This is a genomic window from Enterobacter sp. N5-15 (assembly GCF_057221635.1).
The window spans coordinates 1,506,708-1,532,478 of record NZ_CM170150.1 but is presented as its reverse complement, the minus strand read 5'-3'; the positions used below and the strand labels follow the sequence as shown (position 1 = coordinate 1,532,478).

Genomic DNA, 25,771 nt, shown 5'->3' with positions numbered 1-25,771 from the left:
TCGAAGAACACCCTTGGGAATTCTTCAAAAATAAAAAACCTTAATAACGTGCCTCTAATTTCAACTGCTGATATTTTTTCCAGACCTTGTGGGCATACACCATTCGCTGCGGATAATTCTCTTTTTTTAATCCGGCGTTATAGGCGCCTACTGCCTCCCAGTTATAGCCATAGACTTTAATCATTCCGGACAGGATGGACGCACCGACCATAATGGAGGTACAGGGCTCGGTCATCAGCCGGTACTCATCAATCCCCCTGCTCTCCAGCTCCGTAAAATGAGAGCTGTTTATCTGCATCAGCCCGACATCGCGCGTGCCGTCGTGGTTTTGCCCAACCGCATACGGGTTCATCCCGGATTCAACGTTAGCAATGGCATACAGTAAATAGGGATCGACATGATAATAATGCGCCGCTTTATCCCAACAGTTGGCCAGCGCGCTTTGGCTTATTATCAATAACAACAACATTAATTTTTTCATTTTTACCTGCTGACAGTTTCGGTTATTTCTCCTTGCCCACATCCTGTAAAATGAATTTTTGAAACGCTCACCACCCTCGCAAGAGAGCGGTGAGCGTTTATCGGGTTAGATTATTTGCAGTCTGTTGCTGCGCCTTCTTTCACCCATACGTCGCTGTTAGCCGGGTTATCACCGCGGGTCCACCATTTGGCACGGTAAACGTTGCCCTGGTAAGTGGTGGTTTCGCCGCCGTTGTAAACCAGGTCAGAGCGCCAGTTCATCTTCACGTTGCTCACCATTTCCCATGCTTCGGCACCGAAGCCAGGCTGGTTACCCTGCGTCCAGTACTTCGCTTTCCACACCAGATGGTCGAAGCTTACGGTATCGCCACTGTTGTAGACTTTGCTGGAATCCCACGCAGCGTATTTGCTGGCGTTAGCATCGACAGGCGCGTCGCAGCTGCCGGTTGCCGTGCCTTCGTCAGATGGCGGCGTAACCTCGTCAGACGGAGGAGTCACTTCATCAGACGGTGGGGTCACCTCATCAGCAGGCGGTGTTACGTCTGCTGGTTTCGGATTTACCGTCACCTGCACGTTTGACTGCACGCTGGTTTTGCCGTCGGTCACGACAACGCTCAGGGTGTAGGATGAGGCGTTGTTGACCTCTGGTGCAGTGATGCGAACGTTAGCGGTATCGGTACCCGTTGCGTTCATATCCGCCGGTACGCTCCAGCTATAGGTCAGCGCGTCGCCGTCTGGATCGGTTGCCTGTGCATGCAGGGAAATCGCTTCACCGGATTCAACGGTGACGGCTTCCATGGCATTGATCACCGGAGCCTGGTTCGCTTTCGGCGCTTTGTTCACAACCTGAACATCAATCGCGTTGCTCAGACCCTTCGCGTCAGTCACGGTCAGACGGAAGACCAGATTCTGGTCGCTGGTGACGGCCGGTACGCTGAAGCTGGCTTTCGCCTTGGTGCTGTTTGCCAGCGTCACGGTCGCACCGGACACCTGCGTCCACTTGTAGGTCAGCGCGTCGCCGTCCTGGTCGCTGGAGGCAGAGCCGTCCAGGGTGACGGTTGCCGGGCCGGTTACCGTCATATCGGTAGCAGAAGCCACTGGCGCATGGTTGGTCACAACAGGCTCAACAGGCGTTGAACTGCCGCCCAGCAGGCTTTCGTTCATCGCGTTCAGGATATCGCCGTTGTCGGATTCGATAGACCATGCGAACAGACCACCGAGGTTTTTGTTCTGTACGTATTTGCCTTTCGCCATCACGGAACGGGCGTTGTCGTAGGTCACCAGTTCGCCGGTAGACTTGTTAAACACGTACGGCGCTTCTGCCGCTTCATCGTATTTGTATTCCCAGCCTGGTTTGCCCAGCATCTGGTTCACAATCTGACGATAGTCGACAATGCCGTTTTCCCATGTGCCTTTGATTGGGCCCGTTGCCGTACCGGTAAACGGATTATCGCCGGTATAGCCGTGAACGCCCGTCCAGCCGCGGCCGTACATGCCTGCACCCACCACGATCTTGCCAGGCTTAACGCCCTGCTCCAGCATCGCTTTCACGGCGTTATCGGTGGTGTAGTTGGTATCCGGTTTCCAGGACGCACCGTACAGCGCGGTCTGGTGGCCGAGATCGGTATTGCTCCACGCGCCGTAGAAGTCATAGCTCATCAGGAAGATATGGTCGATGTACTGCTGCGCGGTGTTGTAATCCACGTCTTCGATCTTATCTTTGCCCGCACCGATTGCGGTGGTCAGCTCGTAGGTACGGCCCGTTTCTGCAGAGAGTTCGTTCAGCATCTGACGCAGGTCGTGCATCAGCGCGGTGTAGGTCGCTTTATCGGTCTGAGGGTTACCCAGTTTGGCATTCTCACCGCCGCCGCCCGGGAATTCCCAGTCGATATCCACGCCGTCGAACACCTTCCAGGTCGTCAGGAAGTCTTTCACGGAGGCCACGAAGCGATCGCGCAGCACTTTGTTATCCATCTGATAGAACGGATCGGACAGCGTCCAGCCGCCTACGGATGGCAGAATTTTCAGGTCAGGATGGGCTTTTTTCATCGCCATCAGCTGGCCGTAGTTGCCTTTGTACGGGTCGTCCCAGCCGTTCACGCCCTGCTGCGGTTTCTGCAGCGCAGCCCACGGGTCGTGGATCGCCACGGTGTAGTCCGGACGGCCCTCGCAGGCGCGCTTCAGGGATTCCAGCGCGCCGGAAGATTTAGCGCTGTCGTTAATGCCGTCGCCGCCGCAGATTGGAATGAAGCCGTACAGCAGGTGGTTAATGTTCGCCACCGGGATTTTGTCCGCCGAGAAGTTACGGTCATACACGCCCCACTCAGGGAAATAAGCACCGACCACTTTGTCGGTGTGCTGCGCAAAGGCTTTGTTGTTTTCCAGCAGCGGGGTATTCAGCGGCAGCAGGTGGCTACCGTCGGTATCCGCAACGATGATCAGCTTGCTGGCGCTCTTGGTGCAGCCGCTGTCGTTACAAAGCTCAACCTGCTCCTGATAACGGCCACCTTTTTTCACTTTAAAGGTCGCAGAGCCTGCGGCGCTGCCCGCGCCGGTCCAGACGGTCTGGCCGTCCAGCAGCACTTTTGCAGAAGTCGGTGCGTCGCCGCTCCAGACGTTCCACTCAACCTTCACATCCACGCCATCTTTGTGCACTTTGATGAGGTTGTTATAGTCTTGTGCCGCCTGGTCTACTTCTACCAGCGCAAATTTATCATTGCCTGACGTAATAGAAGGCGTACCCGGTGCCGCTGCAAATACTGAGCTTGTTGCAGCTGCAACAAAAAGCGCCAGATATTTAGGCTTCATAAATTTCATTTTTATTTCCTGATAAATTTATTCGTAACGTTAATAATCCATGTCTTCCGTGAGAACATGGATGCGTTTCGCATAATGCGTATTTAACCAACCTGAAAACCGTGACAAAAAAACGTATTGCTGCGTTGTATTCCTCCATAAAAAGATACAAGCCCAAATTCCGTGTAGCTTATATCCTTTACGATACACTGAGCGCAAAGAGACGTCCTTCTCTTCCACCGTCGAAAAAATTGATAAAAAATCTTGACCTGAATATTTAAAACATGAAGGCAAACTGCTGCGCAATAAACACCACTATTCCAGCAAATGAGAGATACGGTCCGAAAGAAATAGTGAGGTTATTTTTATTTAAATTATTTAGCGTGAAATAGCCGATAATACCGCTCAACGCGGCGATTAATTCCAGCGAGGGCAACGCCTGCCAGCCGCACCAGGCACCTAAGGCCGCCAGCAGCTTAAAATCGCCATATCCCAACCCTTCCCTTCCGGTGGTCAGGCGAAACGCCCAGTAGAGCAGCCAGAGAGACAGATAGCCCGCCACGGCACCGAACAGCGCATCGCACAGCGGCAGCCGGTGGTCAACCGCGTGAAGCAGTAATCCCACCCACAGCAGGGGTTGCGTCAGGCAGTCCGGCAGCAGCTGGTGCCGCCAGTCGATCGTTGCAAGGGGCAACAAAAACGCCGCCAGCAGCCACAGTGAGAACAGTGCCTGCACGTCGGGCATGCACCAGGCGGTGATACCAAAAAACAGGGCGGAAAAAAGTTCGATTAAAAATATCCGCAGCGGAATAGCGGTGCCGCAGCGGCTGCAGCGTCCGCGTAAAATAAGCCAGCTAATGAGCGGGATATTCTCCCAGGCGGCCAGCGCGTGCTGGCACACCGGGCAGTGCGAGGCCGGGAACAGCAAATTGCCGCCGCCCTCTTCGTTCATCACCATGCCCGGTACGCGCTCGGCGACGACGCCCAGAAAGCTCCCCACAATGCCGCCTAAGATCGCACTCATTATCGGGAACCCGACCGGGTAAACCTCCCGCATCAGCGCGAAGGTGTTCATGCGGTTTTGCTCCAGGTAAGCTGCACCTCTGCCTTGACGTCGCTGAGGTGATCGACCGGCGTGAGGTTCATTTTTTGCAGCCTGACGCCGGAGGTCTGGTTAATTTCCCGCAGCCAGCTCTTTAATTCATATACGTTTACGCGATTCACGACGAACGATAGGGTTTGTCCATCCTGACGCACATCCGTCAGCGCAAGATTAATTTCCTGCGCGCTGCTCTCGACTACCGTGCGCGGGTTATTCGTTTTGATAATCTGGACCTGGAGATGGTTTTTATCTATTTCACTGCGCATCCAGTTCAGCGTCTCTTTTTGTCTGCTCAGCGTGGCTTTACTGTTTTGAATCATATTATCCAGCGGGATCACGCCTGCGTAATAGATGGCTGCCCCCGCCAGGGCCACGGCACATATTTTTATAATGACTTTTTCCCTGGCGCTGTAATTCTGATAACGAGACTTAAGCTGCGCGATTCGCTCTTTCATTTATATTTCCCTGCGATCATGGCGGTATAAGGTGCAGCGGTGGAAACAGGCTGCAGGGTGAAGTCAAAATTCTCCCCGGCCTGATTCACAAACGTCTGCAACGCGGTTGGGTTTTGCGCACTGACGCTCAGCGTCAGCGTGTTCTGTTGGGCGTCATATTCCAGCAGATCGATTTCCATTGCCGGCACGGCCTGTCTGGCTTTCTCCAGCTCTTCAAGCTGCAAAAAGACCCCTTTGGTCTGCTTCTTCATGTTTTGACCAAAGTGATATTTGATGTTGGTCTGCTGGCGCATGCTGGGGAAATGGTGCTGATAAACCTGAAGGATCTCCTGCTGAACCTGGTTTTCCTGCTGCACCAGCATCCAGGCCATGGCGACGCGCGGCCCCAGCAACAGGCCGAGAGAGAGCAGCCCCGCCGCGGCTATTGCCGCTTTGATGCCCTTAGACGCTTTACCCGAGCCCGCTTTCGCGCTGAATTCACCGTGCAGGAGCGTGACGCGGCAGGCGTGCCACTGCGGCTGGATCAGGACCAGCGGATGCTGCCAGGGGTGCCCGACGTCAACGTCGACGCCAGCGGGCGCGTCGCCGTAGCAGCACACGTCCCCCTCTCCGGCTTTTTGCATCAGCAGCGGCAGCAGGCTCGCCTCCATTTCGCCAGCGACATGCGGCGATAAACGCAGCCAGTAGCCGTCGTCCAGGGCGACAAGCGTGCTTCCGCCCGCCGTCACGGGCAGCAGCCACGCATCCGGCAGCGCCTGAATGACCTTTAATCCGGCCTCCTGACAGCGGGTTAACCACCCGCGCAGGCAATCGGCGTCGATGGCCACCGCGTCAACCTCGGCGCCCTTTTTGTTGAGCACCGTCCAGTGGAGATTATCCACCTCGCCAATCAGCGTCTCTTCCGCCATCCACGAGAACGCCGTCGCCTGCGAGGCAATTTTCTTCGGCAGCGTAAAGTGGCGGAAGATCATGCTGCTGGCGGGCAGCAGCAGGCAAACGCGGGCGGCCAGAGGATGGTCCGCCAGCGCGTCCAGGCTCTCCAGCACCTCAACCTGCTCGCTGCCGGAGACACACCACATTATTTTCCCGCCCTCGCGGCTGTCGGGACGAACAAAAAGGACCTGTTTCATAGCGTTCTACTTTTCTTATTCAATCATTCGGTAACGACGTTGCCACGTCACGATCTCACCGGCTTCGTTATTCACCTGAAGCTGGCTTACCACGCGAAGCGTTAATTCATCGGTATTGCCGGTATAGTTCACGCGGAAATACCGGCTATTAATGGAGAGATAGTCGGCCACCTGCGGGAGGTCGTCTTTTAACTGCGGGAAGGTCTGCTCCAGCGCTTTGCTGAAGGTTTCCATATTTTCCCAGCCGGTTTCAGGACGCGATTCAATCAGGCGAGCGGCATCATCTTCATTGAGTTTTCCGGGGAACAGGGCGGCCAGTAAGGCGGCCTGCTCCGGTTTCAGGGTGTTCACATCCACCCTGCTGGCGGAGTCCGGCAGCGCGCACAGCAGCTTGCTCACCTTCGGATAAGCGGCGGCCGGGAAGGCAGGCAGCAGCTTGATCTCGGCAATAGTGCGCATCATCTGGTTCGCCGGCTGGCGAGCGGGCACCGCGCCTGCCCAGGCATCGGTCTCTGCGCCCTCTTTGGCCGTTGTCGTGTCGCCATCGAGATAGTCCACCAGCTGCTGATACACCTCTTCCGCGTTGGTCTGGCTCACGCCGCTCTCCGTCAGAAGCTGTTCAACAATCTGCTCTCTGCGGGGCTTTTCCGGCACCGCCGGGGCGGTTTGCCCCTGGGCAATTTTTTCGACCGCCAGCAGGTTGTTGACGTTAAAGCAGTCCTGCGCGTCCTCCACCTGGCTGACCACCGTGTAGTTTTCGCCCCGGGTTTCCAGCGGCTGATGCCAGTCGCCGTCGAGGGAGAGCGCTTTGCTTTCCCCGCTGGCGTCGGTCTGGAGCCGGTCTTTCACCACCTTTTCCTGGGCCTGCATCGTCCAGCGCAGCTGCTGCTGGCTCACCTGGTAATGCGTTTTTTGCAGGTTGCGGCAGAACTGCTGGCTGATTTTGGCGGCCAGCGCCGACATCATCACCAGCAGGATCAGCACCACCAGCAGGGCAACGCCTTTCTGTTTCTGTAATCGGCTCATGGCTTCACTTCCGGTGCAGGCTGCGGCGCTGGCGCAGCGGCCTCAGGCAGATCGCCCGGGGTCGTAAAGACCCAGCGCCAGGTATCGCCGTTTTCCATGGTCAGCGTCAGCTCCACGCCGTCCGGCAGATGCGCCGGGTCGCTCCAGCTTTTCTGCCAGCCCTGACGGTAAAAACGCCACTGCAGCGATTTCACCTCGCTGACAATCGGCACCTCGTCGGGTTTGGCGTCCGCCGGGCCGTCAATCACCGGCCAGACGTCGCGATACAGACGCCCCTCTTCCAGCCGCCAGCGCACGCGCTCCAGCTGGACCGTTCCGCTCACGCCGTTCAGCGTGGTCAGCTCAAGCGCATCGTCTGTCTGGCGGAACAGATCCGGCTCGTTGCGCGGCGCGCGCGCCTGCAGCTGGTAGAAATCGCGCTCCATCAGGTTCCAGGCACGCTGGAGCTGATTGAGCTTCGCCGCGCTGGCGTCGGTGGCCGAACTGGTACGCATCGCGCCGTCCAGAATTTGCCAGGCCAGGGTGCTGATCACCGCAAAGATGGTCAGCGCAATCATGATCTCCAGCAGGGTAAAACCGCGCTGGCTTCGGGTGTTCTTCACTTGCTCTCTCCCGGCGGAGCGATCTGCAGCGAAATAACCGGCTGGCTGTCGTCGCCTTCCGCATACACGCGGATCGCGTTAGCCCAGCCGCTGTCGGCGGTTTTGACCCGCTGCTTGCGCCAGTTCCAGCTGCGCCCGCCCATGATTTCCGTTCCCTGCTGCTCAGCATCCGGGAAGTCGGTTTTCGCGAGCTGCGCTTCTGCCAGCTGATTCTCCGCCACCCAGCTCGCCTGCAGCGTGTCGGCCAGCCCGTGGGTGAAACGCACGTTCAGGGAGACCGAGTTCATCAGCGCCAGCGCGGCGGTGGAGAAGATCACCAGCGCGACCATCACCTCCAGCAGGGTCATACCCTTTTGCTTAACGTTGCCTTTAGTCATCGTTTTCTACCGATACCGGGGCCGCGCCTTGCGACACCACGCGGAAATGGTGCTGTTTGTCGTAGCTTTGCAGCGTAAGCGTGAAGCGGCTGATTTCGCCGTCCGGCAAAAAGAGCACCTGCGGTTCGGAGGCGACCGTTGCAGCCAGGCGCTGGGGAGAGAGCGAAACGTGCATCTCCTCCGGGAAATCGCCCTTGGTGGTAATACGCCCAGCGGATAACGGCACCCAGCGGCGCTCGCCGTTTTTATCTTCAAGCGTCACCAGCTGATAGCTATCCGTGGTCATCACCAGCCCCACAATATTTCCGTCCATTACCGCACGGTCAGAACCATAATCAACGAGGGCTTTTAATTGCTGGCCAAGTATATCCGCACCGCTGCGCGAGGGTATTGTTGACACCACCATCATGGCGCAGCTGGCAAATATCACCAGCGCCAGAATAATTTCCAGCAACGTAAAGCCGCGTTGACGTTTCATTATTTCTCTTTCTTATCCAGAGACCAGTTCGTAATATCATCGGCGGTATTGGCTTCGCCGTCCGGACCGGCCGAGAAGACGTCAACCGCGCCGTGTTCGCCCGGGCTCACCAGGATATAATCCCCGCCCCACGGATCCTGCGGCAGGCGGCGAATATAGCCGTCGGCGCGGTAGCCGTTCGGGATGGGCGCGATTTCAGGCTTGGTCACCAGCGCCTGCATGCCTTGTTCAGTGGTTGGGTAGCGGTGGTTATCCAGCTTGTACATATCCAGCGAACCTTCGAGCGCGACAATATCGCTGGTCGCTTTTTGCGTATCCGCTTTTTCTTTATTGCCCATTAAGTTTGGCACCACCATACTCGCTAAAACGCCGAGAATAACGATCACCACCATTAATTCGAGCAACGTGAAGCCCGCCTGGCGAGCCAGGTGTTTTCTTTTTATAGCCATGATTTAACCTACCATATTATTAAGTTGCAGAAGCGGTTGTAATATTGACAGCACGATGAATAAAACAATCGTCGCCATGGATACCACCAGCGCCGGTTCAAATACCGACAGCGTTAACGTAATGCGGTGCTGTAATGCCGATTCCTGGTTTTCCGCCGCGCGGTCCATTAAATTGCCCAATTCCCCGCTCTCTTCGCCGGAGGCAATCATGTACAGCATGGTTGGGGGGAATAATTTCGCCTGCTCCAGCGCGGCATATAACGAGGCCCCCTGGCGCACGGTATCCGCGGCCTGCTCCAGCACTTGCCGGGCGTAGAGGTTTTCGATACCGTCCATGGCGATATACATCCCCTCCAGCAGCGGCACGCTGCTGGCCTGCAGAATGCTCAGGGTGCGGATGTAGCGGGCGCTGTTGATGGCGCACACCAGCTTTTTAATCGGCGAGCCGTTCACCAGCCAGCGGTTCCAGCGAAAGCGGTTTTTGGCATTTCTGAGCCAGGTTTTAAAACCGACAAACCCACCGCCCAGGATCCCGACGATATAGATACCGTAGGCCTGCAGGAAATCGCTCACCGCAATCAGCGTGCGGGTGGTGATCGGCAGCTGCTGCTTCATGTGGGTGAACTGCTCGATCACCTGCGGCACCACCGCCACCAGCAGAATGCTGATGACCGCGATGGCCACCACCGTCAGGGTGATCGGGTAGACCATCGCCTGCGTCAGCTTGCTTTTCATCTTCTGGCGCTGCTCGTTGTACTCCGCCAGCTTCTCCAGCACGTCGCCCAGGTGGCCGGTCTTTTCACCGGCCATCACCAGCGTGCAGTAGAGCTTGTCGAAGGTGCGCCGAAACTGGCTGAAGGCGTCAAACAGCGTGTGCCCTTCCACCACCTTTTCACGAATTTCCACCACCATCGCCGCCAGCTTTTTGTCTTCCGTCTGCTTCGAGATGGCCTTCAGCGCGCTCTCCAGCGGCAGCGCGGCGTTGACCAGCGTGGAGAGCTGGCGGGTAAACATCGACAGCACCGGCGTGGAGAGCTTAGCCCCGGTTTTTGCTTTCCCGGACGCCGCCGCCTCGCGGGTTTCGGTGATGCTGACGGGCATCAGCTTTTGCTCGCGCAGCATCTGGCGAACCTGCTTTTGCCCCTCGGCCTGCAGGGTGCCGCGCCGGGTTTTGCCCGCCGCATCCGTCGCCGTCCAGGCGTAGAAGGCCATTACGCATCCCCCCCGCGCTCGGCGGTGACGCGCATCACCTCTTCCAGAGAGGTTACGCCGCTAATCACCTTCAGCAGCCCGTTTTCGCGCAGGCTGTAGGCCTGCTTAAAGAGCTGCGTTTCGATGGACATCTCGTCCTTATCTTCATGGATGGCGCGGCGCATGGTGCTGTCCACCACCAGGAACTCATGAATACCGGCACGCCCCTGGTAGCCGCTCTGGCGGCAGTGCTCGCAGCCCACCGCGCGGTAAATCGCTTTGGGCGGCGCGTCCATAAAGCTGAACAGCGCTTTTTCATTGGCGTCCAGCGGACTGGTGGTCCGGCAGTGGGTACACAGCCGACGCACCAGACGCTGGGCAATGACACCGAGCAACGATGAACCGATTAAAAACGACTCCAGCCCCATATCCCGCAGGCGGGTAATCGCCCCTGCGGCGCTGTTGGTGTGCAGCGTAGACATGACCAGGTGACCGGTGAGCGACGCCTGCACCGCAATTTGCGCGGTTTCGCCGTCGCGAATTTCCCCGATCATCACCACGTCCGGGTCCTGACGCAGAATGGCGCGCAGCCCGCGGGCAAAGGTCATGTCCACGCGCGGGTTAACCTGCGTCTGCCCCACCCCTTCCAGCTCGTATTCAATCGGGTCTTCAACGGTCAGGATGTTGCGTTCATGGCCGTTCAGCGCCGAGAGAATGGCATACAGGGTGGTACTTTTGCCGGAACCCGTTGGCCCGGTGACCAGGATAATGCCGTGCGGGCGGTCAATCAGCCCTTTTAACTTATCCAGCTCTTCATCAATCAGGCCCAGCTTGTTGATGTCGGGCTTCAGGTTGCTTTTGTCGAGCAGGCGCATGACTACGCGCTCGCCGTATTGGGATGGAATGGTCGACACGCGCACGTCGATCGCCTTGCGGCCAATGCGCAGGGAGATACGACCATCCTGCGGCAGGCGCTTCTCGGCAATGTCGAGTTTCGACATGACCTTGATGCGCGACACCAGCAGCGGCGCGAGCTTACGCGCTGGCTGCAGCACCGGGCGCAGCACGCCGTCGACGCGAAAGCGGATGCTCAGCGTGCGCTCGAAGGTTTCGATATGAATATCCGACGCGCCGTCTTTCACCGCCTCGCCGAGAATGGCGTTGATCAGGCGGATCACCGGGGAGTTTTCGTCGTTATCGAGCAGATCCTCGTTGTCCGGGATCTCCTCGGTTAACGCCATCAGGTCGATATCGGCGTCCATATCGTCCACCAGCTGCTGCGACACGCCGCTGCTCTGCTGCCAGATTTTGGCCAGCAGCTCGTCAAAGGCTTCCGGCGTCAGGGTCACCGGAACGAACGCGCGTCCCAGCACCCGGCGTACCTCCAGCAGTGCAAACGCCGGGGTGTCTTCACGGATATAGACGTCGTTGTTATAAAACAGAACGCCGTTATCTTTTGCGTAGCTGCTGCTACACAGGGTTTTAGTCAGTTCGTCCACGGTGCCCTCTCCGCCCTAGTGCTTAAACGGATTGCGCGGTGCGCTGGCGCTGGTTTTTACCGGTGCGGCGCTGGCGTCAACGGGAAACGCAGGCAGTACCGCGTTATCCGCTGGTTCGATAATGCCGAGCTTTTTCTCTTCCACGCGCTGCTGCTGGCGGGCGCGGATCTGGTCATATTTCTCTTTCGACGCCGCGCTGTAGTTGTCGTCGTCGCGCAGGACGGTGGTATGGATAAATACCATCAGGTTGCGCTTAGACGTATCCTGCGAGGTGTAGCGGAACAGCTGGCCGACCAGCGGGATATCGCCCAGCAGCGGCACTTTGGAGACCGACTGCTTGGTGACGTTTTCCATCAGGCCGCCGAGCACCACCGTCTGCCCGCTGTGCACCATCACTTCGTTGTTGATGGTACGGGTGTTAAAGGTTGGGCCGAGGCTGGCGTCTTCCGTCGCGCTGTTGTCGACGCTGGAGACTTCCTGCTCAATCTTCAGGTGGATCATGTCGCCGTCGTTGATTTGCGGCACAATTTTCAGCTTGGTACCGACCGTCTTACGCTCAACGGAGTTAAAGACGTTGTCGCCGCTGGTGGTCTGGGAGCCGGAGAGCACCGGCACGTCCTGACCGACGTTGAACGACGCTTCTTTGTTATCCAGCGTGACCACGCTTGGCGTGGAGAGAATGTCGTTTTTCGCCCCGGTGGAGAGCGCGGTCATCAGCGCGCCGAAATCACCGTTAAAGAAACCGGTGGCCATCCCCGTGAAGCTAGCACCTTTAATTACGCCATTCTTCACCTGGCTGATAGGCAGTCCGGTGGAACCGAACTGCACGCCGCCGTGTTTGCCGGTCCACTGCACGCCGAGATCCAGGCCGTTACCGTCCTGCACTTCAGCAATGATCGCTTCCACCAGCACCTGCGGACGGCGAATGTCGAGCTTGTCGATCACCTTCTCCAGAGAATTCATCACGTTAGGCTGCGCGGTGATCACCAGCGAGTTGGTTGACTCGTCGGCGCTGATGTTCAGATCGCTGGACGCGGTGGCGGTTTTCGCCTTCGGCGTGCCGGCCTTGTCTTTCAGCTGTTCGCCAATCCCGGTCAGTACCGGCACCACCTTCGTGGCGCTGGCATATTTGAGGTAGAAGACGCGGGTATTCCCCTCGTTGTTCTGCTCGCGATCCAGCTGATGGATCAGGGAGCGGGTGCGCATGCGCGCATCTTCCGAGCCGCTGATCACCAGGCTGTTGGTTTCGTCATCCGCCACCACTTTGGTCGCCAGCTGCGGCGCGTTCTGCCCCTTCTGCTCCTCGTTGTTGAGGTTGTTCAACATGTCCGAGAGATCTTTGGCGGAGGCAAAGCGCAGCGGCACGATCTCGCGGCGCTGAATACCGTCTTTATCGACGCGCTGCACCAGATCCACCAGGCGGTTCACCACCGAGGCTTTACCGGTTAACAGCAGCACGTTGGAGGGCTCGAAGTGCACAACGTTGCCGATGCCGGTGGCATCGTTGAGCTGGCGCAGCAGCGGGGCAAGTTCGCGTACCGGCACGTTTTCCATGCGCACCACGCGGGTGATGATCTCATCGCCTTTGCCCGGATTTTTGCTGTCCGCCAGCGGCGCGCCGGCGGTGCGGGCGACGCTTGAGCGCACCACTTTCACCATGCCGTTGTCCATCGGGATCACCGACAGGCCGTACAGGTCCAGCACGCTCAGGAAGAACTGGTAATACTCATCTTCCGTCAGCACGTTGTAGGTTCGCACCGACACCGAGCCCTGAACGGACGGGTCGACGAGAATGGTTTTGTTGAGATTGCGGCCTACCGTATCGATAAACTCGCGGATATCGGTATTTTTAAAGCTCGCGCTAAAGTTGGCTGCAAGCAGCGAACTCGAATATAACGACAATGCGGTCAGCGCCACGCACGCCCAAGGAAATTTCTTCATGTCTGTACACTTGTTAATTGTTTAGAACATTAACCCGAATATTTTCAAGGTGAGCGTGACGTCTGACGACGACCTCCGCTTCTTTCATTTTCGACCAGTTGGCAATAATACTTTTTGCCTTAGCTTCGTCGGTCATATCGACAGCATTCACTTTTACTGCCACGTCACCCTTTTTCAGCCCTGAATGGCTGTAGAAGGAGGAGGCATTCCTTGGATTAATGTTGTAACCTTCCAGCTGGCCCTTTTCGATTAACGGCTTTAACACCAGATAATCATTCAGATGCACGCTTTCCGCGCCTGCATCTTTCGTCGATTTGGTTACCGGGCTGCTGTCAGCGCCGCCCTTAAAATAATCAGGTTTATTTAACGCCAGTACCTGCGTAGCACCTTCGTAATTAACCACCACATTGTCTTTGTTTATTTCCTGAATAAAGGCATCGTTAAAACCGGTCAGCGCCTCGCCTTCACGGTAGCTCTTCTGGCCGCCCGGCGTTTTGATAACCGCGAAGGAAAGCCAGGCGTCATCGCTGCGCACGATCCCTTCGATCTCCGCTGCCAGCGGGGCTTTTACCGCTGTCGGAACGTTATCCTGACGAACTGCTGCGGTAAAAAGCGTGAATGTCTTTTCGTTACGAGGCGTTTTCAGCGGCTGCGCATCAGAATTAGCCAACTTATTCGTAACTTTTTTATAATCTTTAAACGTCAGATACCCTTGCTGGCCGCAAAAAATTAACAGCACGAACATAATGCAAGGCGTTATCCACCGTGACAGAAATGAGAACCTCATTTTTCATCTGGCCTTTAACAAAGCGAAAATAAGCAGCGTCGTGCTGCGCCAATATGTGAGCAAAGAGTAATTTCCCGCTGTAAAAACAACCACTGACTTTGCCGCTAACTTTCATACAGAAAAATATTGACCGTATAAAATCCAGATGTTAGGCCTCACCGGCAGGATATTTTTACCCTGTGCGCAAATTGACCACCCTATAGCGTTGCTTTACTTTCTCGTCCTGTTGCTATTCCTAATCAGAGACGGTAAGTCGTTATGTATCAGAGCCACTTTAATTTTAAAAATCCGCCCTTTCGGAAAATAACCCGGTTATCCGGGGATTTTCTGGTGCCTTATCATCAGGACGTGTTCAACCTGCTGAAAGAGAAAACCCAACGGGCGGGGATTACCGGGCTCTTTGCTGACGATGCTCCGCTGCTGGGCCAGTTCAGCGATGCCCTGAAATCTGCAAATCCTGGCGTGCTTGCCATCAACGCGTTTCCAAAACTGAGTGCCAGTAGCCTGCTGTACAAACTCAACCCGGGAACGAAAGAGAGCAAGAACCGGCTTCAGGCGGTGGATGCCGTTCTGCACCAGTGGCAAGGGGGGAAAACCAGGGCGAAAGTGCTGGTGATTAGCCATACCGAAGCCATGAAGGACACCTGTCGGGAGGTGCTGGCGATGCTGCTGACGCGCGCGCAGGAGCTGGAGTTTCGCCTGTCCATCGTGCTGATGGGGGCTGCTGCTCAGGACGCCGTCCTGATGCAGCAACCTGAGCTGCGCGAATATGCTCATACCCGTCACACCCTGCGTCCCCTTACCTGCCGGGAGTTTCTCAGCTACGTACAGGCGCAGTGTGAAGAGCACGGGTGCGAGAACGCGCCGCTCACCCCGGCGCGCGTGCGCAAGATGCATGCGCTGACCAAAGGGAATATCAGCAAGCTGAACGAGGTGGCGCACCTGTCGATGCTGGCCGCCTGGACCGAACGCGCAGCCCAGGTCAGCCCGCGTCATTTACGGCTGGCGGCGGGCGAGACGCTGCCCGCGAAAAAACACGGCAAGCGCCTGGCTACCGTCGGTTTATTCGCGTCCGTGCTGTTTGCCGCCTGCGGCTGGTATTTCACCTCCTCGATCGGTGCAAGACTTCCGGTTCAGCTCCCTGTACCGGTGAGCTGGAAACAGCAGACGCCACGCGTTCAGGCCCCGGTGGTGCCGGTTATCGACAACGAGGTAGTGAATCAGCCGGATGCGATGCATCAGCTCTATCTGATGTGGGGGTATGACGCCTCGGCGGACGATGCCCTGTGTCAAAACGCCGCGAAGGTGAACCTGATGTGTAAGCAGGGGAACGCCTCACCGGACGCGCTGGCGCAGGAAGGCTATCCGTGGGTGAGTGAGCTGAAAACCGGCAACCACCTCAACTATGCCGTTGTCGCCCGCGTCGGAGATAACTCTCTCGACCTGCTGATGAACAACCGCACCTGGCAGGTAAGCCGCAGCTGGTTTAACCAGCATGCCACCGGGAACTACACCCAGCTGCACCGCCTGACGCCGGATGGCAAAGACGCCATCAGCGCCGCCAGCGATGCGAAAGACATGGCCTGGCTTGACCAGCAGCTGAGCGTGGCCCTTAACCAGCCGGAAACCCATGCCCAGACCTGGACAGCGGAGATGATGAAACGCACCCGTGAGTTCCAGCAAAAAATGCGTCTGCACGTGGATGGCATTCCAGGGGAAGATACGCTGATGCAGTTAATGCGTGAAACCCATTCCACGCCGAGCGTATTAATACAGGCCTCGCGCTCCACACCGGACGCGAAAAAGCAGGAGAAGCATTCCTGATGTCTACCATCTGTCTTGCTGCCCAGCGCAGCTACACCACCGGGGAGGCGGTCTGGTTTTCGTACCGCCTTCCCAGCCTGAGAAAAGTCTTCGGCAACGCCTTTTTATGGACGTTGGGCCTGTGCGCCATGCTGATGGCCGGCGTGTACGCGCATACTTACTGGAGCCTGCGTCATCCTGCGCCGGAACCGGTAAAAAAAGCGAGCGTCGCGAAACCCGAAACGCAGCTTTCCGATATGCACTATGTGTATGTGAGCAAGCCGTTCCCGCATCCTCATCCGAAACCGGCCCCGGTGCAGGCCGAGGTCCCCGCCATGCAGGATCTGCCGATTAACAGCGACGATGCCGACTGGCAGCAGGCGCCCGACGGTGCCGAACCGCACGATACGTCGCGGGATACGTTACCCGGCACCGAAGCGCATGATGTCGCTCCCGCCAGCGCAGGCAGTGAGGATGCCTCGTTAACCGAGCTGTTTAAGCAGGCGTTAAAAGAACAGGAGCAAGATTATTCGCAAGGCAAAATTCCCGCGCCGCCGGTGGACGAAACGCAGGATAATTCACAGTCGAGGGTGCTACATAAGGTAGATAACCGATCGCCCTTGAGTCAGAAAGGCGACCGGCTGGAGTAATTAATATTTTTCTGGCAACGTTGTCAGGTTAAGGAGTCGTCCTTTTTCCACAACAATATATTGACCTTTTTTCAAATCGGAGAGGATTTTAATAATGGTACTGCGCGCCAGGTTGGTGTATTCCTGAATATAATCGTAAATATTAATATCGCGCTGATGATGAACAATCAGTTCATTAATCTCGTACAAGAATTCACGCACAACGGCGTAAGCGCTGCGGGCAACCAGCACATCGTCACGTTTGCTCAGCATGCAGATGTACCAGGAGAGCACTTTAGTCAGCTCAGGCCATAAGTTTTTATCGGTCATCAGCTGGGCGAAGACCTCTTTCTTAATCGAGCGCACCACGGTGTTGGCGCGAACGAGGCCGTACATATGGGTTGCGCTGTAGTACATAGACGAGAGACCAAAAATGCACTGGCCCGTGACCGTGAACATGCACAGTTCGTCGGATTCGCGTCGGAATTCAACTTCGCCGCTGACGATAATATGAATGTATTGTGAATCAGACGTGGATATTTTCTGCCATTTCTTTAAGGTTTTTTCTTCAAAGCCTGAGGTTGCCGAAATAATGGCTTCCATTTCATGTTGCGGACGTAATTTTTTTGCATAGATGCTTAACATTGTTATACCCGATTTAAGATGTGAATTTTAAAAAATGCAGGCGCAAGGCAAAAATAAGCCTCACCCCTCGAATATTTTCCTGATGGCGTTCTCAAGGAGAAAAATAAAGAGTAAATGCGATATATTTATTTGCTGCATTACTTAGCAAGCTATGTGTCTATCTTAAATCCGGATAATTTTAAGTCAATTAACTAAAAATGAATTGAGTTTGTACTTAAGATTAATCTGAAGAGGGTCAGGATGAACTAAGGCATTCGGGGGCGTCCGAAGGATCACCCCTGCCCGTACTTCTCTAGTAGCGCTTCGGCAATGGCCATCGTTTCGACGTCCGCGACGCCGTTCCACAGGTCAGGCCGGAAATGCATCTGGAACGCCGTGATAACGCGCTTTTGCTGCGCCGGGGTGCTGTCAGCCGGCACCTCATAGCCATACCGCGCGAGGAGATCGAGTAATGCTCCGGTATCCACCTGCTGATAGCGCGGACGACCGTTTATATAGAACGCGACGCGCGCCTGATCGGGCCACGCGCCAATGCCCTGCAGAGCAAGCTGGTGCCACGGGAACAGCGGGCCGGGGTCGTCTTTGCGCTGCGGAGCGATGTCCGAATGGGCCACCACGTTTTCAGGCCTGATGTTGTAGCGGGTAATAATGTCTCTGGCGAGCGGCACCAGCGCCGCAATTTGCGCAGGCTCAAACGGGGTAAAGTGCTTAACGCCGGAGGTTTTTTGCCAGCCGCGGTTCTCCAGCTCAATGCCGACAGACGTATCGTTGATGCGGTTGGTGCCGCGCCAGAAGCTGATGCCCGCATGCCAGGCCAGTTCGCTTTCAGGCACCAGCTGCCAGATGCGCGGCTTACCGTCCGGGGCCGGGGGTTTAGCCGGGATCAAATAGTGAGAGCTGACGTTCTTATCCGTCAGCGTGGCCAGCGAGCTGTCAAAATCATCCGCGGTGTAGTGGATAACCAGTACCTTGATGCGCGGGTAAGCCGCCTGCGCCTGATGACGCGTATCCAGCTCGTAGGCGCCTTTGTCGATGATCCCTTTTTCGGTGGCACACCCTGCCAGCAGCAGCGCCAGCAGGAGTGTCGCAAGCGAACGCCTCATCGGAGGGTTTTCACCGCCGTACCGCTTACGCTCACCATCAGCATGCTGGCGTCTTTCCCGACCGTTTCGTAGTCGATATCAATCCCCACGACCGCATCGGCGCCGAGGGCTTCCGCCTGCTCGCCAAGCTCTTTAAAGGCGATTTCGCGCGCTTTACGCAGCTCTTTTTCGTATGCGCCCGAGCGGCCGCCAACGATGTCGCGGATACCGGCAAAAAAGTCACGGAAGATATTGGCACCGAGGATCGCTTCGCCGGTAACCACACCGCAATACTCGGTTATTGTCTGCCCTTCCAGGGTTGGCGTTGTTGAAAACTGCATGGTTTCTCTCCTTCTTTAGCGTTCAATGCCTTAGGCACAGCATTATCGGTTCGTTACGCTATGATTGAAAGGATAGTTAATAAATAAGGAAATCAACATGCGCTATTCTGCTTTAACACTTTTCGTGCCCTGCGCGCTGGTGCTCAGCGCCTGTACCACCACGGTCACGCCAGCCTTTAAGGATATCGGTACCCGCAGCGGCCCCTGCATCGAGGGCGGCCCGGACGCCGTGGCGCAGCAGTTCTATAATTATCGCATTCAGCACCGCAGCAACGATCTCACCGGCCTGCGCCCGTATCTGAGCGACGGCCTGGCAAAACTGCTTAACGACGCCACCCGCGATGCGCAGCACAACGCCCTGCTGAAATCCGATCCGTTCTCCAGCCGCGCCACGCTGCCGGACAGCGCCGAAGTGGCCAGCGCGTCAACCATCCCGAATACCGATGCCCGCAATATTCCGCTGCGCGTGAAGCTGACGCAGGGAACCCAAACCTGGCAGGATGAAGTGCTGATGATCCGTGAAGGACAGTGCTGGGCGGTAGACGACGTGCGCTACGTGGGCGGCAGCGTTCATGCCCCGGCAGGCACGCTTCGCCAGTCGATTGAGAATCGCTAAACCCGCCGATACCACCTGGTTACCCCCGTAAAATGTGCGGCATTTCATGCGGAATGCCGACATTTATACTCGCCGACCTTACCGTTCGCTATTTTGTGCTATGTTTAAGAGGAAACGCGGGTTATATTTAACTTTTAACGCATAAATATTGCATAACTATTCTGTCAACGGTACTATCTGCGGCCTCAATTGCTATAGATTGCCTGGATGAGTAAAGACTGCCCCGATGAGTATTAAACTAAACGGCATTAACTGCTTCTACGGCGCACACCAGGCGCTGTTTGACATCACGCTGAACTGCCCAGAAGGCGAAACGCTGGTTTTGCTTGGCCCAAGCGGTGCAGGCAAAAGCTCCCTTCTGCGTGTCCTTAATCTGCTTGAAATGCCCCGTTCAGGTACGCTGGCGATTGCCGGTAACCATTTTGATTTCGCGAAAACGCCGTCTGATAAAGCGATTCGCGAACTGCGTCAAAACGTCGGCATGGTCTTCCAGCAATACAATCTCTGGCCGCATCTGACCGTCCTGCAAAACCTGATTGAAGCGCCGTGCCGCGTGCTGGGGTTAAGCAAGGATCAGGCGATCGCCCGTGCCGAAAAGCTGCTGGATCGTCTGCGTCTCAAGCCTTACAGCGACCGCTATCCGCTGCACCTTTCCGGCGGTCAGCAGCAGCGCGTGGCCATTGCCCGCGCGCTGATGATGGAGCCTGCGGTACTGCTGTTTGATGAACCCACCGCGGCGCTGGATCCGGAAATCACCGCCCAGATCGTCAGCATCATTCGCGAGCTGGCGGAAACCAATATTACGCAGGTTATCGTCACCCACGAAGTGGAAGTGGCGCGTAAAACCGCCAGCCGTGTGGTCTACATGGAAAACGGTTATATCGTTGAGCAAGGTGATGCGGGCTGCTTCGCGAACCCGCAAACCGATGCCTTCAAAAACTATTTATCTCATTGATTGTGTCAGGGGAAATATAATGAAAAAAGTATTACTTGCCGTGCTGCTTGCTGGCGTTACCCTTTCTGCTACCGCAGCCCAGACCATTCGTTTCGCCACGGAAGCCTCTTACCCTCCGTTTGAGTCGATTGATGCGAACAATAAAATTGTTGGCTTCGACGTGGACCTGGCTAACGCCCTGTGTAAAGAGATCGACGCGACCTGTACCTTCAGCAACCAGGCGTTCGACAGCCTGATCCCAAGCCTGAAGTTCCGCCGTATCGACGCCGTGATGGCCGGTATGGACATCACCCCGGAGCGTGAAAAGCAGGTGCTGTTCACCACCCCTTACTACGACAACTCCGCCCTGTTCATTGGTCAGAAAGGGAAATTCACCTCTGTCGATCAGCTGAAAGGCAAAAAAGTCGGCGTGCAGAACGGCACCACGCACCAGAAATTCATCATGGATAAACATCCGGAAATCACCACCGTTCCGTATGACAGCTACCAGAACGCGAAGCTGGATCTGCAAAATGGCCGTATCGACGGCGTATTTGGTGATACCGCGGTCGTGACCGAGTGGCTGAAAGCCAACGACAAGCTGGCGCCAGTGGGCGACAAAGTGACCGATAAGGATTACTTCGGTACCGGTCTGGGGATTGCCGTTCGTCAGGGCAACACTGAGCTGCAGCAGAAATTCAACGCTGCGCTGGAAAAAGTGAAGAAAGACGGCACCTACGAAACCATCTACAAAAAATGGTTCCAGAAGTAATTCCTGATGAATGAAATTTTTCCTTTAGCAAGCGCCGCCGGGATGACCGTCGGCCTTGCCGTTTGCGCACTGATTATCGGCCTCGTGCTGGCGATGTTCTTTGCGGTGTGGGAATCCGCGAAATGGTTCCCCGTCGCCTGGACAGGCTCCGCGCTGGTCACCGTGCTGCGTGGGCTACCGGAAATTCTGGTGGTCCTGTTTATCTATTTCGGCTCTTCGCAGCTGCTGCTCACGCTGTCTGACGGCTTCACCCTCAATCTTGGCTTTGCGCAGATCCCGGTGCAGATGCAGATTGAAAACTTCGACGTCAGCCCGTTCCTGTGCGGCGTGATTGCCCTCTCCCTGCTCTACTCCGCATACGCGTCGCAAACGCTGCGCGGTGCGCTGAAAGCCGTGCCGCAGGGTCAGTGGGAGTCGGGTCAGGCGTTAGGCCTGTCGAAGTCAGCCATCTTCTTCCGTCTGGTTATGCCGCAGATGTGGCGCCATGCCCTGCCGGGCCTCGGCAACCAGTGGCTGGTGCTGCTGAAAGATACCGCGCTGGTGAGCCTGATAAGCGTTAACGATCTGATGCTGCAAACCAAAAGCATCGCCACCCGTACCCAGGAGCCTTTTACCTGGTACATTGTGGCGGCGGCTATCTACCTGGTGATCACGTTGCTCAGTCAGTACATCCTCAAGCGTATTGACCTGCGTGCGACGCGCTTTGAACGGAGACCAGGCTGATGCTTGAATATTTCCCCGAGTTGATGAAAGGGCTGCACACCAGCCTGACGCTGACCGTGGCGTCCATTATCGTGGCGCTGATCCTGGCCCTTATCTTCACCATCATCCTGACGCTGAAAACGCCGGTGCTGGTGTGGATTGTGCGCGGTTACATCACCCTCTTTACCGGTACGCCGCTGCTGGTGCAGATCTTCCTGATTTACTACGGCCCGGGCCAGTTCCCGTCGCTGCAGGAGTATCCGGTTATCTGGCATCTGCTCTCTGAACCGTGGCTGTGTGCCCTGATTGCCCTTTCGCTCAACAGTGCGGCCTATACCACCCAGCTGTTCTACGGGGCGATCCGCGCCATTCCTGAAGGACAATGGCAGTCCTGCGGGGCGCTGGGCATGAGCAAGAAAGACACGCTGGCGATCCTGCTGCCGTACGCCTTTAAGCGCGCGCTCTCCTCTTACTCCAACGAAGTGGTGCTGGTGTTCAAGAGTACCTCTCTGGCCTACACCATCACCCTGATGGAGGTGATGGGTCACGGACAGCTGCTCTATGGACGCACCTATGACGTGATGGTGTTCGGTGCGGCAGGCGTGGTTTACCTGGTGGTTAACGGTCTGTTGACGCTGATGATGCGCCTGATCGAGCGTAGAGCGTTAGCGTTTGAGCGCAGAAATTAACTACGCGAGTGCATAAAACGGTATTTATGGAGCGGGTAACCTGATGGGTTATCCGCTTTTTTTTGCCACGCAACAATACTTAATCATTTTTATTGCATATAAATTCATTAACTGGCATTGTACATCCATGCCGCAGACACGGCGCATAAATAAGACAGACGGGAGCATTACAATGAAAAAGTTAGTTCTGGCCGCATTACTCGCCACCTTCGCCGCTGGCGCATCCGCAGCAGATAAAATCAATTTTGGCGTGTCCGCCACCTATCCGCCGTTTGAATCGCTGGATGCCAGCAACCAGATCGTGGGTTTCGATATCGATCTGGCGAAAGCGCTGTGCAAACAAATGCAGGCCGACTGCACCTTTACCAACCATGCCTTCGACAGCCTGATCCCGTCGCTGAAATTTAAAAAATACGATGCGGTGATCTCCGGGATGGACATCACGCCTGAGCGCAGCAAGCAGGTCGCGTTTACCGACCCGTACTACTCCAACTCTGCGGTCGTGATTGCGAAGAAAGGCGCTTATACCTCTTTCGATCAGCTGAAAGGCAAACGCATCGGAATGGAAAACGGCACCACGCACCAGAAGTATCTCCAGGACAAGCATCCTGAAGTGAAAACCGTAGCCTATGACAGCTATCAGAACGCGATTATCGACCTGAAAAATGGCCGCATCGACGGCGTGTTCGGCGATACCGCGGTGGTGAATGAATGGCTGAAGACCAACCCGCAGCTGGGCACCGCAACCGAGAAAGTGACCGATCCACAGTACTTTGGTACAGGCCTCGGCATCGCGGTACGCCCGGATAACAAAGCCCTGCTGGAAAAACTGAACGGCGCGCTGAAAGCGATTAAAGCAGACGGTACGTACCAGAAAATTAGCGAGCAGTGGTTCCCGCAGTAACGTTTTTTGCCGGGTGACTCGGCCTACGGGGGTGGTAGTCTGTAGGCCGGGTAAGGCGAAGCCGCCACCCGGCACTCTCTCACAGCGGCACAAAGAACCTGAACCGCGCCCCGCTCGCCGACTCCATCAGCCTGATCCCGCCGCCGTGCAGCTCCAGCATGCGTTTCACGATTAACAGCCCCAACCCGCCGCGATTCTCCCGCGATGCCTGGGTATTCAACGCCGATGGCCGCTGGAACAGATCGTCGCGCAGCGAGGCGTCCACGCCCGTTCCGCTGTCCGCCACTTCGACCTGAAGCCGTTCATTCTCCTGCCAGACAGCCAGACGAATTTCCCCGCCGCCTGGCGTATGGCGCATCGCGTTATCGAGCAGGTTGGTCACCACGCGTTCGATCATCGACACATCGGCGTTAATCAGCGGCAGCGGTCCCGGCACGTCAATATGCAGATTCACTTCCCGCGTGCGGGCGGTGAGCTCAAACTTCTGCGCCACGTCGGAAATCAGCTCCCCCATCGCGAAACGCTCGCGCTGCGGCTTAATGCCGCCGTGCTCAAGGCGCGCCAGCTCAAACAGCTGCTGCGAAAGATGGCGGACTTTTTGCCCCTGACGCAGCGCGGTGGCGAGATACTGCTGGTGCTCCTGCGGCGTCAGCGTGGCGGATTTTAGCGACAGGGTTTCCAGATAGCCCAGCAGCGAGGTTAGCGGCGTACGGAGATCGTGCGAAATATTCGCGATAAACTCCCGGCGCTGGCGATCGCTGTCGGCCAGCTGGTCCCACTGGCGGGTGATTTTGCGCGCCAGCTCGATAAAGCTGTTGCGCAGGATAGCCACTTCATCCTTTGCCGCCGCGTCCGACGGCTGAGCGGCCAACTGCCTGATAGCGCTTATGCTGTCCTGCTCCAGCCCGGCCACTTCGACCGTCAGCTGTTTTACCGGGCGCGTGACCCAGTACCAGACCAGTAAACCTGCCAGCAGGCCAAATAGCGCAACCCACAGCAATGACCACAGCACCGTGCTCCACAGCGCCTTATGCCAGGCCATCTCCGCCAGCGCGTTGGACTCCTCGCCCTGCAAAATAATGTACAGGTAGCCTTTTAGCTCGCCGTCCTGCCGCAGCGGCGTGGCGCTAAAGACCTTTTTATTTTGACTGCGCGGGTCGTCGCCCAGGACCGGTATGGCAGTACCGCTCAGGAAGGTCTGAACCGGCGCCAGGTCGATTTTTTGCCGCTGAATATGCCCCGGCGGTGCGGCATCGGCCAGGATATCGCCGTCCGGGGAGACGACGTACAGCTCAACGCTCGGATTAAAGGTCATCAGCCGGTCAAACAGCGGCTTGAGAGCCGTTCGATCGACCCTGCCCTGCGCGTCCAGAATCGCTTCACGCTGAACGATCTGCTGCGCCAGCCCGCCCGACAGCCGCTGCACCATCGCGTTACCGTACTGCGTACTGGTGTAGAGCTGTACCGCACAGGCGACGGTGGCGCAGAGCATCATCAGCAGGATGAACAGCAGCGTCAGGCGCTGGCTCAGGCTAAAGCGGCGCATCATGATTTGGCTCCGCAAATTTATAGCCCTTGCCCCAGACGGTGCGAATAATCTCCGGCTCGGCGGCGTCCTTCTCAATCTTGATGCGCAGGCGGTTAATATGGGTGTTAACGGTGTGCTCATAGCCTTCGTGCTGGTAGCCCCAGACCTGCTCCAGCAGCGCCAGACGCGAAAAGACCTCGCCGGGATGACGGGCAAAAAAGTAGAGCAGCTCGAACTCCCGCGGGGTGAGATCCACCACCTGGCCGTGAAGCAGCACGCTGCGCGCCAGCGGATCGATGGTCAGACCGTGGGCCTGAATTTGACCGTCGGTTTGCGCCTGCCCCATCGCCTGCTGGCGGCGGAACAGCGCCTTGATGCGCGCAATTAATTCCTGCACGGAGAACGGCTTAGCCAGATAATCATCGGCACCGGTTTCCAGCCCGGTAATGCGGTCGGTTTCGCTGCTGCGGGCGCTGATGATGATCACCGGCAGGTAGCGCGTCATCTGACGGATGCGGCGGCAAATCTCCAGACCGTCAACGTTGGGCAGCATCAGGTCGAGGATCACCGCATCCCACGGCTGTTTTTCAAGGCGCAGTAAGGCGTTGCCCCCGTCGGGCTCGTGGGTGATGGCGTAGCCTTCGTCTTCTAAATTGAGTCGCAGAAGCGCCGCGATATCGTGGTCGTCTTCCACCAGCAGGATCTGCTTCATGGGTAAGCCTTTATTCATGTCTTATGACGTAAGCTTACCTGATTTCGAGCGGGGGAAGAGTTCACATTTTGTTGAACATTGTGCGGGGTTCATGCCGGGTG

Annotated in this window: 27 protein-coding genes; 8 read left to right on the top strand and 19 right to left on the bottom strand. The window is 56.6% G+C overall.

Annotated elements, in window-relative coordinates; genetic code table 11:
* Positions 1-40 precede the first annotated feature (40 nt).
* From iagB to gspC, 14 genes are all read right to left on the bottom strand, one after another.
* Complete coding sequence (gene iagB, locus AC2TE5_RS07190) at positions 41-481, bottom strand: type III secretion system invasion protein IagB (RefSeq protein WP_193940135.1); 441 nt, start codon at positions 479-481, stop codon at positions 41-43.
* A 110-nt stretch (positions 482-591) separates the two neighbouring features.
* The gene (locus AC2TE5_RS07185) at positions 592-3,297 is read right to left on the bottom strand and encodes a glycosyl hydrolase family 18 protein (protein ID WP_484612919.1); all 2,706 of its coding nucleotides are present in this window, start codon (positions 3,295-3,297) and stop codon (positions 592-594) included.
* A gap of 256 nt (positions 3,298-3,553) precedes the next feature.
* The gene (locus tag AC2TE5_RS07180; RefSeq protein WP_484612918.1) at positions 3,554-4,351 is read right to left on the bottom strand and encodes a prepilin peptidase; all 798 of its coding nucleotides are present in this window, start codon (positions 4,349-4,351) and stop codon (positions 3,554-3,556) included.
* Entirely contained in the window at positions 4,348-4,833 is a 486-nt protein-coding gene (gene gspM, locus AC2TE5_RS07175; RefSeq protein ID WP_213328398.1) for a type II secretion system protein GspM, read from the bottom strand. The genes AC2TE5_RS07180 and gspM overlap by 4 nt, the downstream gene beginning before the upstream one ends.
* The gene (gene gspL, locus AC2TE5_RS07170; RefSeq protein ID WP_213328399.1) at positions 4,830-5,963 is read right to left on the bottom strand and encodes a type II secretion system protein GspL; all 1,134 of its coding nucleotides are present in this window, start codon (positions 5,961-5,963) and stop codon (positions 4,830-4,832) included. The genes gspM and gspL overlap by 4 nt, the downstream gene beginning before the upstream one ends.
* A gap of 15 nt (positions 5,964-5,978) precedes the next feature.
* Positions 5,979-6,989: a type II secretion system minor pseudopilin GspK gene (gene gspK, locus AC2TE5_RS07165; RefSeq protein WP_213328400.1), complete on the bottom strand. Its 1,011-nt coding sequence runs from the start codon at positions 6,987-6,989 to the stop codon at positions 5,979-5,981.
* Positions 6,986-7,591, bottom strand: coding sequence for a type II secretion system minor pseudopilin GspJ (gspJ, locus tag AC2TE5_RS07160; RefSeq protein ID WP_213328401.1), 606 nt, complete (start codon positions 7,589-7,591; stop codon positions 6,986-6,988). The genes gspK and gspJ overlap by 4 nt, the downstream gene beginning before the upstream one ends.
* The gene (gene gspI / locus AC2TE5_RS07155) at positions 7,588-7,968 is read right to left on the bottom strand and encodes a type II secretion system minor pseudopilin GspI (protein WP_484612917.1); all 381 of its coding nucleotides are present in this window, start codon (positions 7,966-7,968) and stop codon (positions 7,588-7,590) included. Before gspI ends, gspJ begins: the two co-directional genes overlap by 4 nt.
* Entirely contained in the window at positions 7,961-8,446 is a 486-nt protein-coding gene (gene gspH / locus AC2TE5_RS07150) for a type II secretion system minor pseudopilin GspH (RefSeq protein ID WP_484612916.1), read from the bottom strand. The genes gspI and gspH overlap by 8 nt, the downstream gene beginning before the upstream one ends.
* Positions 8,446-8,895, bottom strand: a complete 450-nt coding sequence (gspG, locus tag AC2TE5_RS07145) for a type II secretion system major pseudopilin GspG (RefSeq protein ID WP_213328404.1) — start codon at positions 8,893-8,895, stop codon at positions 8,446-8,448. Before gspG ends, gspH begins: the two co-directional genes overlap by 1 nt.
* 3 nt (positions 8,896-8,898) lie before the next feature.
* A complete protein-coding gene (gene gspF, locus AC2TE5_RS07140; protein WP_484612915.1) occupies positions 8,899-10,107 on the bottom strand; it encodes a type II secretion system inner membrane protein GspF in 1,209 nt (402 codons plus the stop codon).
* Positions 10,107-11,585 carry a type II secretion system ATPase GspE gene (gspE, locus tag AC2TE5_RS07135; RefSeq protein ID WP_213328406.1) on the bottom strand — a complete coding sequence of 493 codons (1,479 nt, stop codon included), beginning with the start codon at positions 11,583-11,585 and terminating at the stop codon, positions 10,107-10,109. The genes gspF and gspE overlap by 1 nt, the downstream gene beginning before the upstream one ends.
* A gap of 15 nt (positions 11,586-11,600) precedes the next feature.
* The gene (gspD, locus tag AC2TE5_RS07130; RefSeq protein ID WP_484612914.1) at positions 11,601-13,526 is read right to left on the bottom strand and encodes a type II secretion system secretin GspD; all 1,926 of its coding nucleotides are present in this window, start codon (positions 13,524-13,526) and stop codon (positions 11,601-11,603) included.
* A gap of 13 nt (positions 13,527-13,539) precedes the next feature.
* Positions 13,540-14,271: a type II secretion system protein GspC gene (gene gspC, locus AC2TE5_RS07125; protein ID WP_484612913.1), complete on the bottom strand. Its 732-nt coding sequence runs from the start codon at positions 14,269-14,271 to the stop codon at positions 13,540-13,542.
* Between the two features lie 300 nt (positions 14,272-14,571).
* Here gspC and AC2TE5_RS07120 point away from each other — a divergent pair, with 300 nt between their 5' ends.
* Together AC2TE5_RS07120 and AC2TE5_RS07115 are read left to right on the top strand one after the other, a co-directional pair.
* Positions 14,572-16,137, top strand: coding sequence for an ExeA family protein (locus AC2TE5_RS07120; protein ID WP_484612912.1), 1,566 nt, complete (start codon positions 14,572-14,574; stop codon positions 16,135-16,137).
* Complete coding sequence (locus AC2TE5_RS07115; protein ID WP_484612911.1) at positions 16,137-16,766, top strand: hypothetical protein; 630 nt, start codon at positions 16,137-16,139, stop codon at positions 16,764-16,766. The genes AC2TE5_RS07120 and AC2TE5_RS07115 overlap by 1 nt, the downstream gene beginning before the upstream one ends.
* Here the strand turns inward: AC2TE5_RS07115 and AC2TE5_RS07110 are convergent, their stop codons facing one another.
* The 3 genes from AC2TE5_RS07110 to AC2TE5_RS07100 all read right to left on the bottom strand — a co-directional run bounded on the left by AC2TE5_RS07110 (position 16,767) and on the right by AC2TE5_RS07100 (position 18,813).
* The gene (locus AC2TE5_RS07110; protein ID WP_213328411.1) at positions 16,767-17,390 is read right to left on the bottom strand and encodes a helix-turn-helix domain-containing protein; all 624 of its coding nucleotides are present in this window, start codon (positions 17,388-17,390) and stop codon (positions 16,767-16,769) included.
* A 272-nt stretch (positions 17,391-17,662) separates the two neighbouring features.
* On the bottom strand, positions 17,663-18,493 hold the full coding sequence (locus AC2TE5_RS07105; RefSeq protein ID WP_213328412.1) for an N-acetylmuramoyl-L-alanine amidase: 831 nt from the start codon (positions 18,491-18,493) through the stop codon (positions 17,663-17,665).
* A complete protein-coding gene (locus AC2TE5_RS07100; RefSeq protein WP_023310944.1) occupies positions 18,490-18,813 on the bottom strand; it encodes a heavy metal-binding domain-containing protein in 324 nt (107 codons plus the stop codon). Before AC2TE5_RS07100 ends, AC2TE5_RS07105 begins: the two co-directional genes overlap by 4 nt.
* A gap of 97 nt (positions 18,814-18,910) precedes the next feature.
* Between AC2TE5_RS07100 and AC2TE5_RS07095 the strand changes: the two genes are divergently transcribed.
* The 6 genes from AC2TE5_RS07095 to artJ all read left to right on the top strand — a co-directional run bounded on the left by AC2TE5_RS07095 (position 18,911) and on the right by artJ (position 23,430).
* Positions 18,911-19,429, top strand: a complete 519-nt coding sequence (locus AC2TE5_RS07095; RefSeq protein WP_213328413.1) for a lipoprotein — start codon at positions 18,911-18,913, stop codon at positions 19,427-19,429.
* A gap of 226 nt (positions 19,430-19,655) precedes the next feature.
* Entirely contained in the window at positions 19,656-20,384 is a 729-nt protein-coding gene (gene artP / locus AC2TE5_RS07090; RefSeq protein ID WP_023335075.1) for an arginine ABC transporter ATP-binding protein ArtP, read from the top strand.
* 19 nt (positions 20,385-20,403) lie between these two features.
* Positions 20,404-21,135, top strand: coding sequence for an arginine ABC transporter substrate-binding protein ArtI (artI, locus tag AC2TE5_RS07085; protein WP_008500032.1), 732 nt, complete (start codon positions 20,404-20,406; stop codon positions 21,133-21,135).
* A 6-nt stretch (positions 21,136-21,141) separates the two neighbouring features.
* Entirely contained in the window at positions 21,142-21,858 is a 717-nt protein-coding gene (gene artQ, locus AC2TE5_RS07080) for an arginine ABC transporter permease ArtQ (protein WP_025756069.1), read from the top strand.
* On the top strand, positions 21,858-22,526 hold the full coding sequence (artM, locus tag AC2TE5_RS07075; protein ID WP_029739452.1) for an arginine ABC transporter permease ArtM: 669 nt from the start codon (positions 21,858-21,860) through the stop codon (positions 22,524-22,526). Before artQ ends, artM begins: the two co-directional genes overlap by 1 nt.
* A gap of 172 nt (positions 22,527-22,698) precedes the next feature.
* Positions 22,699-23,430 carry an arginine ABC transporter substrate-binding protein ArtJ gene (gene artJ, locus AC2TE5_RS07070; RefSeq protein WP_484612910.1) on the top strand — a complete coding sequence of 244 codons (732 nt, stop codon included), beginning with the start codon at positions 22,699-22,701 and terminating at the stop codon, positions 23,428-23,430.
* 79 nt (positions 23,431-23,509) lie between these two features.
* Here artJ and AC2TE5_RS07065 read toward each other — a convergent pair whose 3' ends face one another.
* Both AC2TE5_RS07065 and AC2TE5_RS07060 read right to left on the bottom strand, forming a co-directional pair.
* Positions 23,510-24,979 (bottom strand): sensor histidine kinase, encoded by a 1,470-nt coding sequence (locus tag AC2TE5_RS07065; RefSeq protein WP_213328415.1) that lies wholly within the window; start codon positions 24,977-24,979, stop codon positions 23,510-23,512.
* On the bottom strand, positions 24,963-25,670 hold the full coding sequence (locus AC2TE5_RS07060; protein WP_063144471.1) for a response regulator transcription factor: 708 nt from the start codon (positions 25,668-25,670) through the stop codon (positions 24,963-24,965). Before AC2TE5_RS07060 ends, AC2TE5_RS07065 begins: the two co-directional genes overlap by 17 nt.
* Between the last annotated feature and the right edge of the window lie 101 nt (positions 25,671-25,771).

Coding starts and splice junctions, on each gene's coding strand:
- AC2TE5_RS07065 (WP_213328415.1), bottom strand. CDS start 24,979: ATGATGCGCCGCTTTAGCCTGAGCCAGCGCCTGACGCTGCTGTTCATC.
- gspF (WP_484612915.1), bottom strand. CDS start 10,107: ATGGCCTTCTACGCCTGGACGGCGACGGATGCGGCGGGCAAAACCCGG.
- artP (WP_023335075.1), top strand. CDS start 19,656: ATGAGTATTAAACTAAACGGCATTAACTGCTTCTACGGCGCACACCAG.
- gspL (WP_213328399.1), bottom strand. CDS start 5,963: ATGAAACAGGTCCTTTTTGTTCGTCCCGACAGCCGCGAGGGCGGGAAA.
- gspH (WP_484612916.1), bottom strand. CDS start 8,446: ATGAAACGTCAACGCGGCTTTACGTTGCTGGAAATTATTCTGGCGCTG.
- AC2TE5_RS07105 (WP_213328412.1), bottom strand. CDS start 18,493: ATGAGGCGTTCGCTTGCGACACTCCTGCTGGCGCTGCTGCTGGCAGGG.
- AC2TE5_RS07060 (WP_063144471.1), bottom strand. CDS start 25,670: ATGAAGCAGATCCTGCTGGTGGAAGACGACCACGATATCGCGGCGCTT.
- gspI (WP_484612917.1), bottom strand. CDS start 7,968: ATGACTAAAGGCAACGTTAAGCAAAAGGGTATGACCCTGCTGGAGGTG.
- artM (WP_029739452.1), top strand. CDS start 21,858: ATGCTTGAATATTTCCCCGAGTTGATGAAAGGGCTGCACACCAGCCTG.
- AC2TE5_RS07110 (WP_213328411.1), bottom strand. CDS start 17,390: ATGTTAAGCATCTATGCAAAAAAATTACGTCCGCAACATGAAATGGAA.
- gspD (WP_484612914.1), bottom strand. CDS start 13,526: ATGAAGAAATTTCCTTGGGCGTGCGTGGCGCTGACCGCATTGTCGTTA.
- AC2TE5_RS07100 (WP_023310944.1), bottom strand. CDS start 18,813: ATGCAGTTTTCAACAACGCCAACCCTGGAAGGGCAGACAATAACCGAG.
- gspK (WP_213328400.1), bottom strand. CDS start 6,989: ATGAGCCGATTACAGAAACAGAAAGGCGTTGCCCTGCTGGTGGTGCTG.
- AC2TE5_RS07115 (WP_484612911.1), top strand. CDS start 16,137: ATGTCTACCATCTGTCTTGCTGCCCAGCGCAGCTACACCACCGGGGAG.
- AC2TE5_RS07185 (WP_484612919.1), bottom strand. CDS start 3,297: ATGAAATTTATGAAGCCTAAATATCTGGCGCTTTTTGTTGCAGCTGCA.
- artJ (WP_484612910.1), top strand. CDS start 22,699: ATGAAAAAGTTAGTTCTGGCCGCATTACTCGCCACCTTCGCCGCTGGC.
- AC2TE5_RS07095 (WP_213328413.1), top strand. CDS start 18,911: ATGCGCTATTCTGCTTTAACACTTTTCGTGCCCTGCGCGCTGGTGCTC.
- gspC (WP_484612913.1), bottom strand. CDS start 14,271: ATGTTCGTGCTGTTAATTTTTTGCGGCCAGCAAGGGTATCTGACGTTT.
- gspM (WP_213328398.1), bottom strand. CDS start 4,833: ATGAAAGAGCGAATCGCGCAGCTTAAGTCTCGTTATCAGAATTACAGC.
- artQ (WP_025756069.1), top strand. CDS start 21,142: ATGAATGAAATTTTTCCTTTAGCAAGCGCCGCCGGGATGACCGTCGGC.
- AC2TE5_RS07120 (WP_484612912.1), top strand. CDS start 14,572: ATGTATCAGAGCCACTTTAATTTTAAAAATCCGCCCTTTCGGAAAATA.
- iagB (WP_193940135.1), bottom strand. CDS start 481: ATGAAAAAATTAATGTTGTTGTTATTGATAATAAGCCAAAGCGCGCTG.
- gspG (WP_213328404.1), bottom strand. CDS start 8,895: ATGGCTATAAAAAGAAAACACCTGGCTCGCCAGGCGGGCTTCACGTTG.
- AC2TE5_RS07180 (WP_484612918.1), bottom strand. CDS start 4,351: ATGAACACCTTCGCGCTGATGCGGGAGGTTTACCCGGTCGGGTTCCCG.
- artI (WP_008500032.1), top strand. CDS start 20,404: ATGAAAAAAGTATTACTTGCCGTGCTGCTTGCTGGCGTTACCCTTTCT.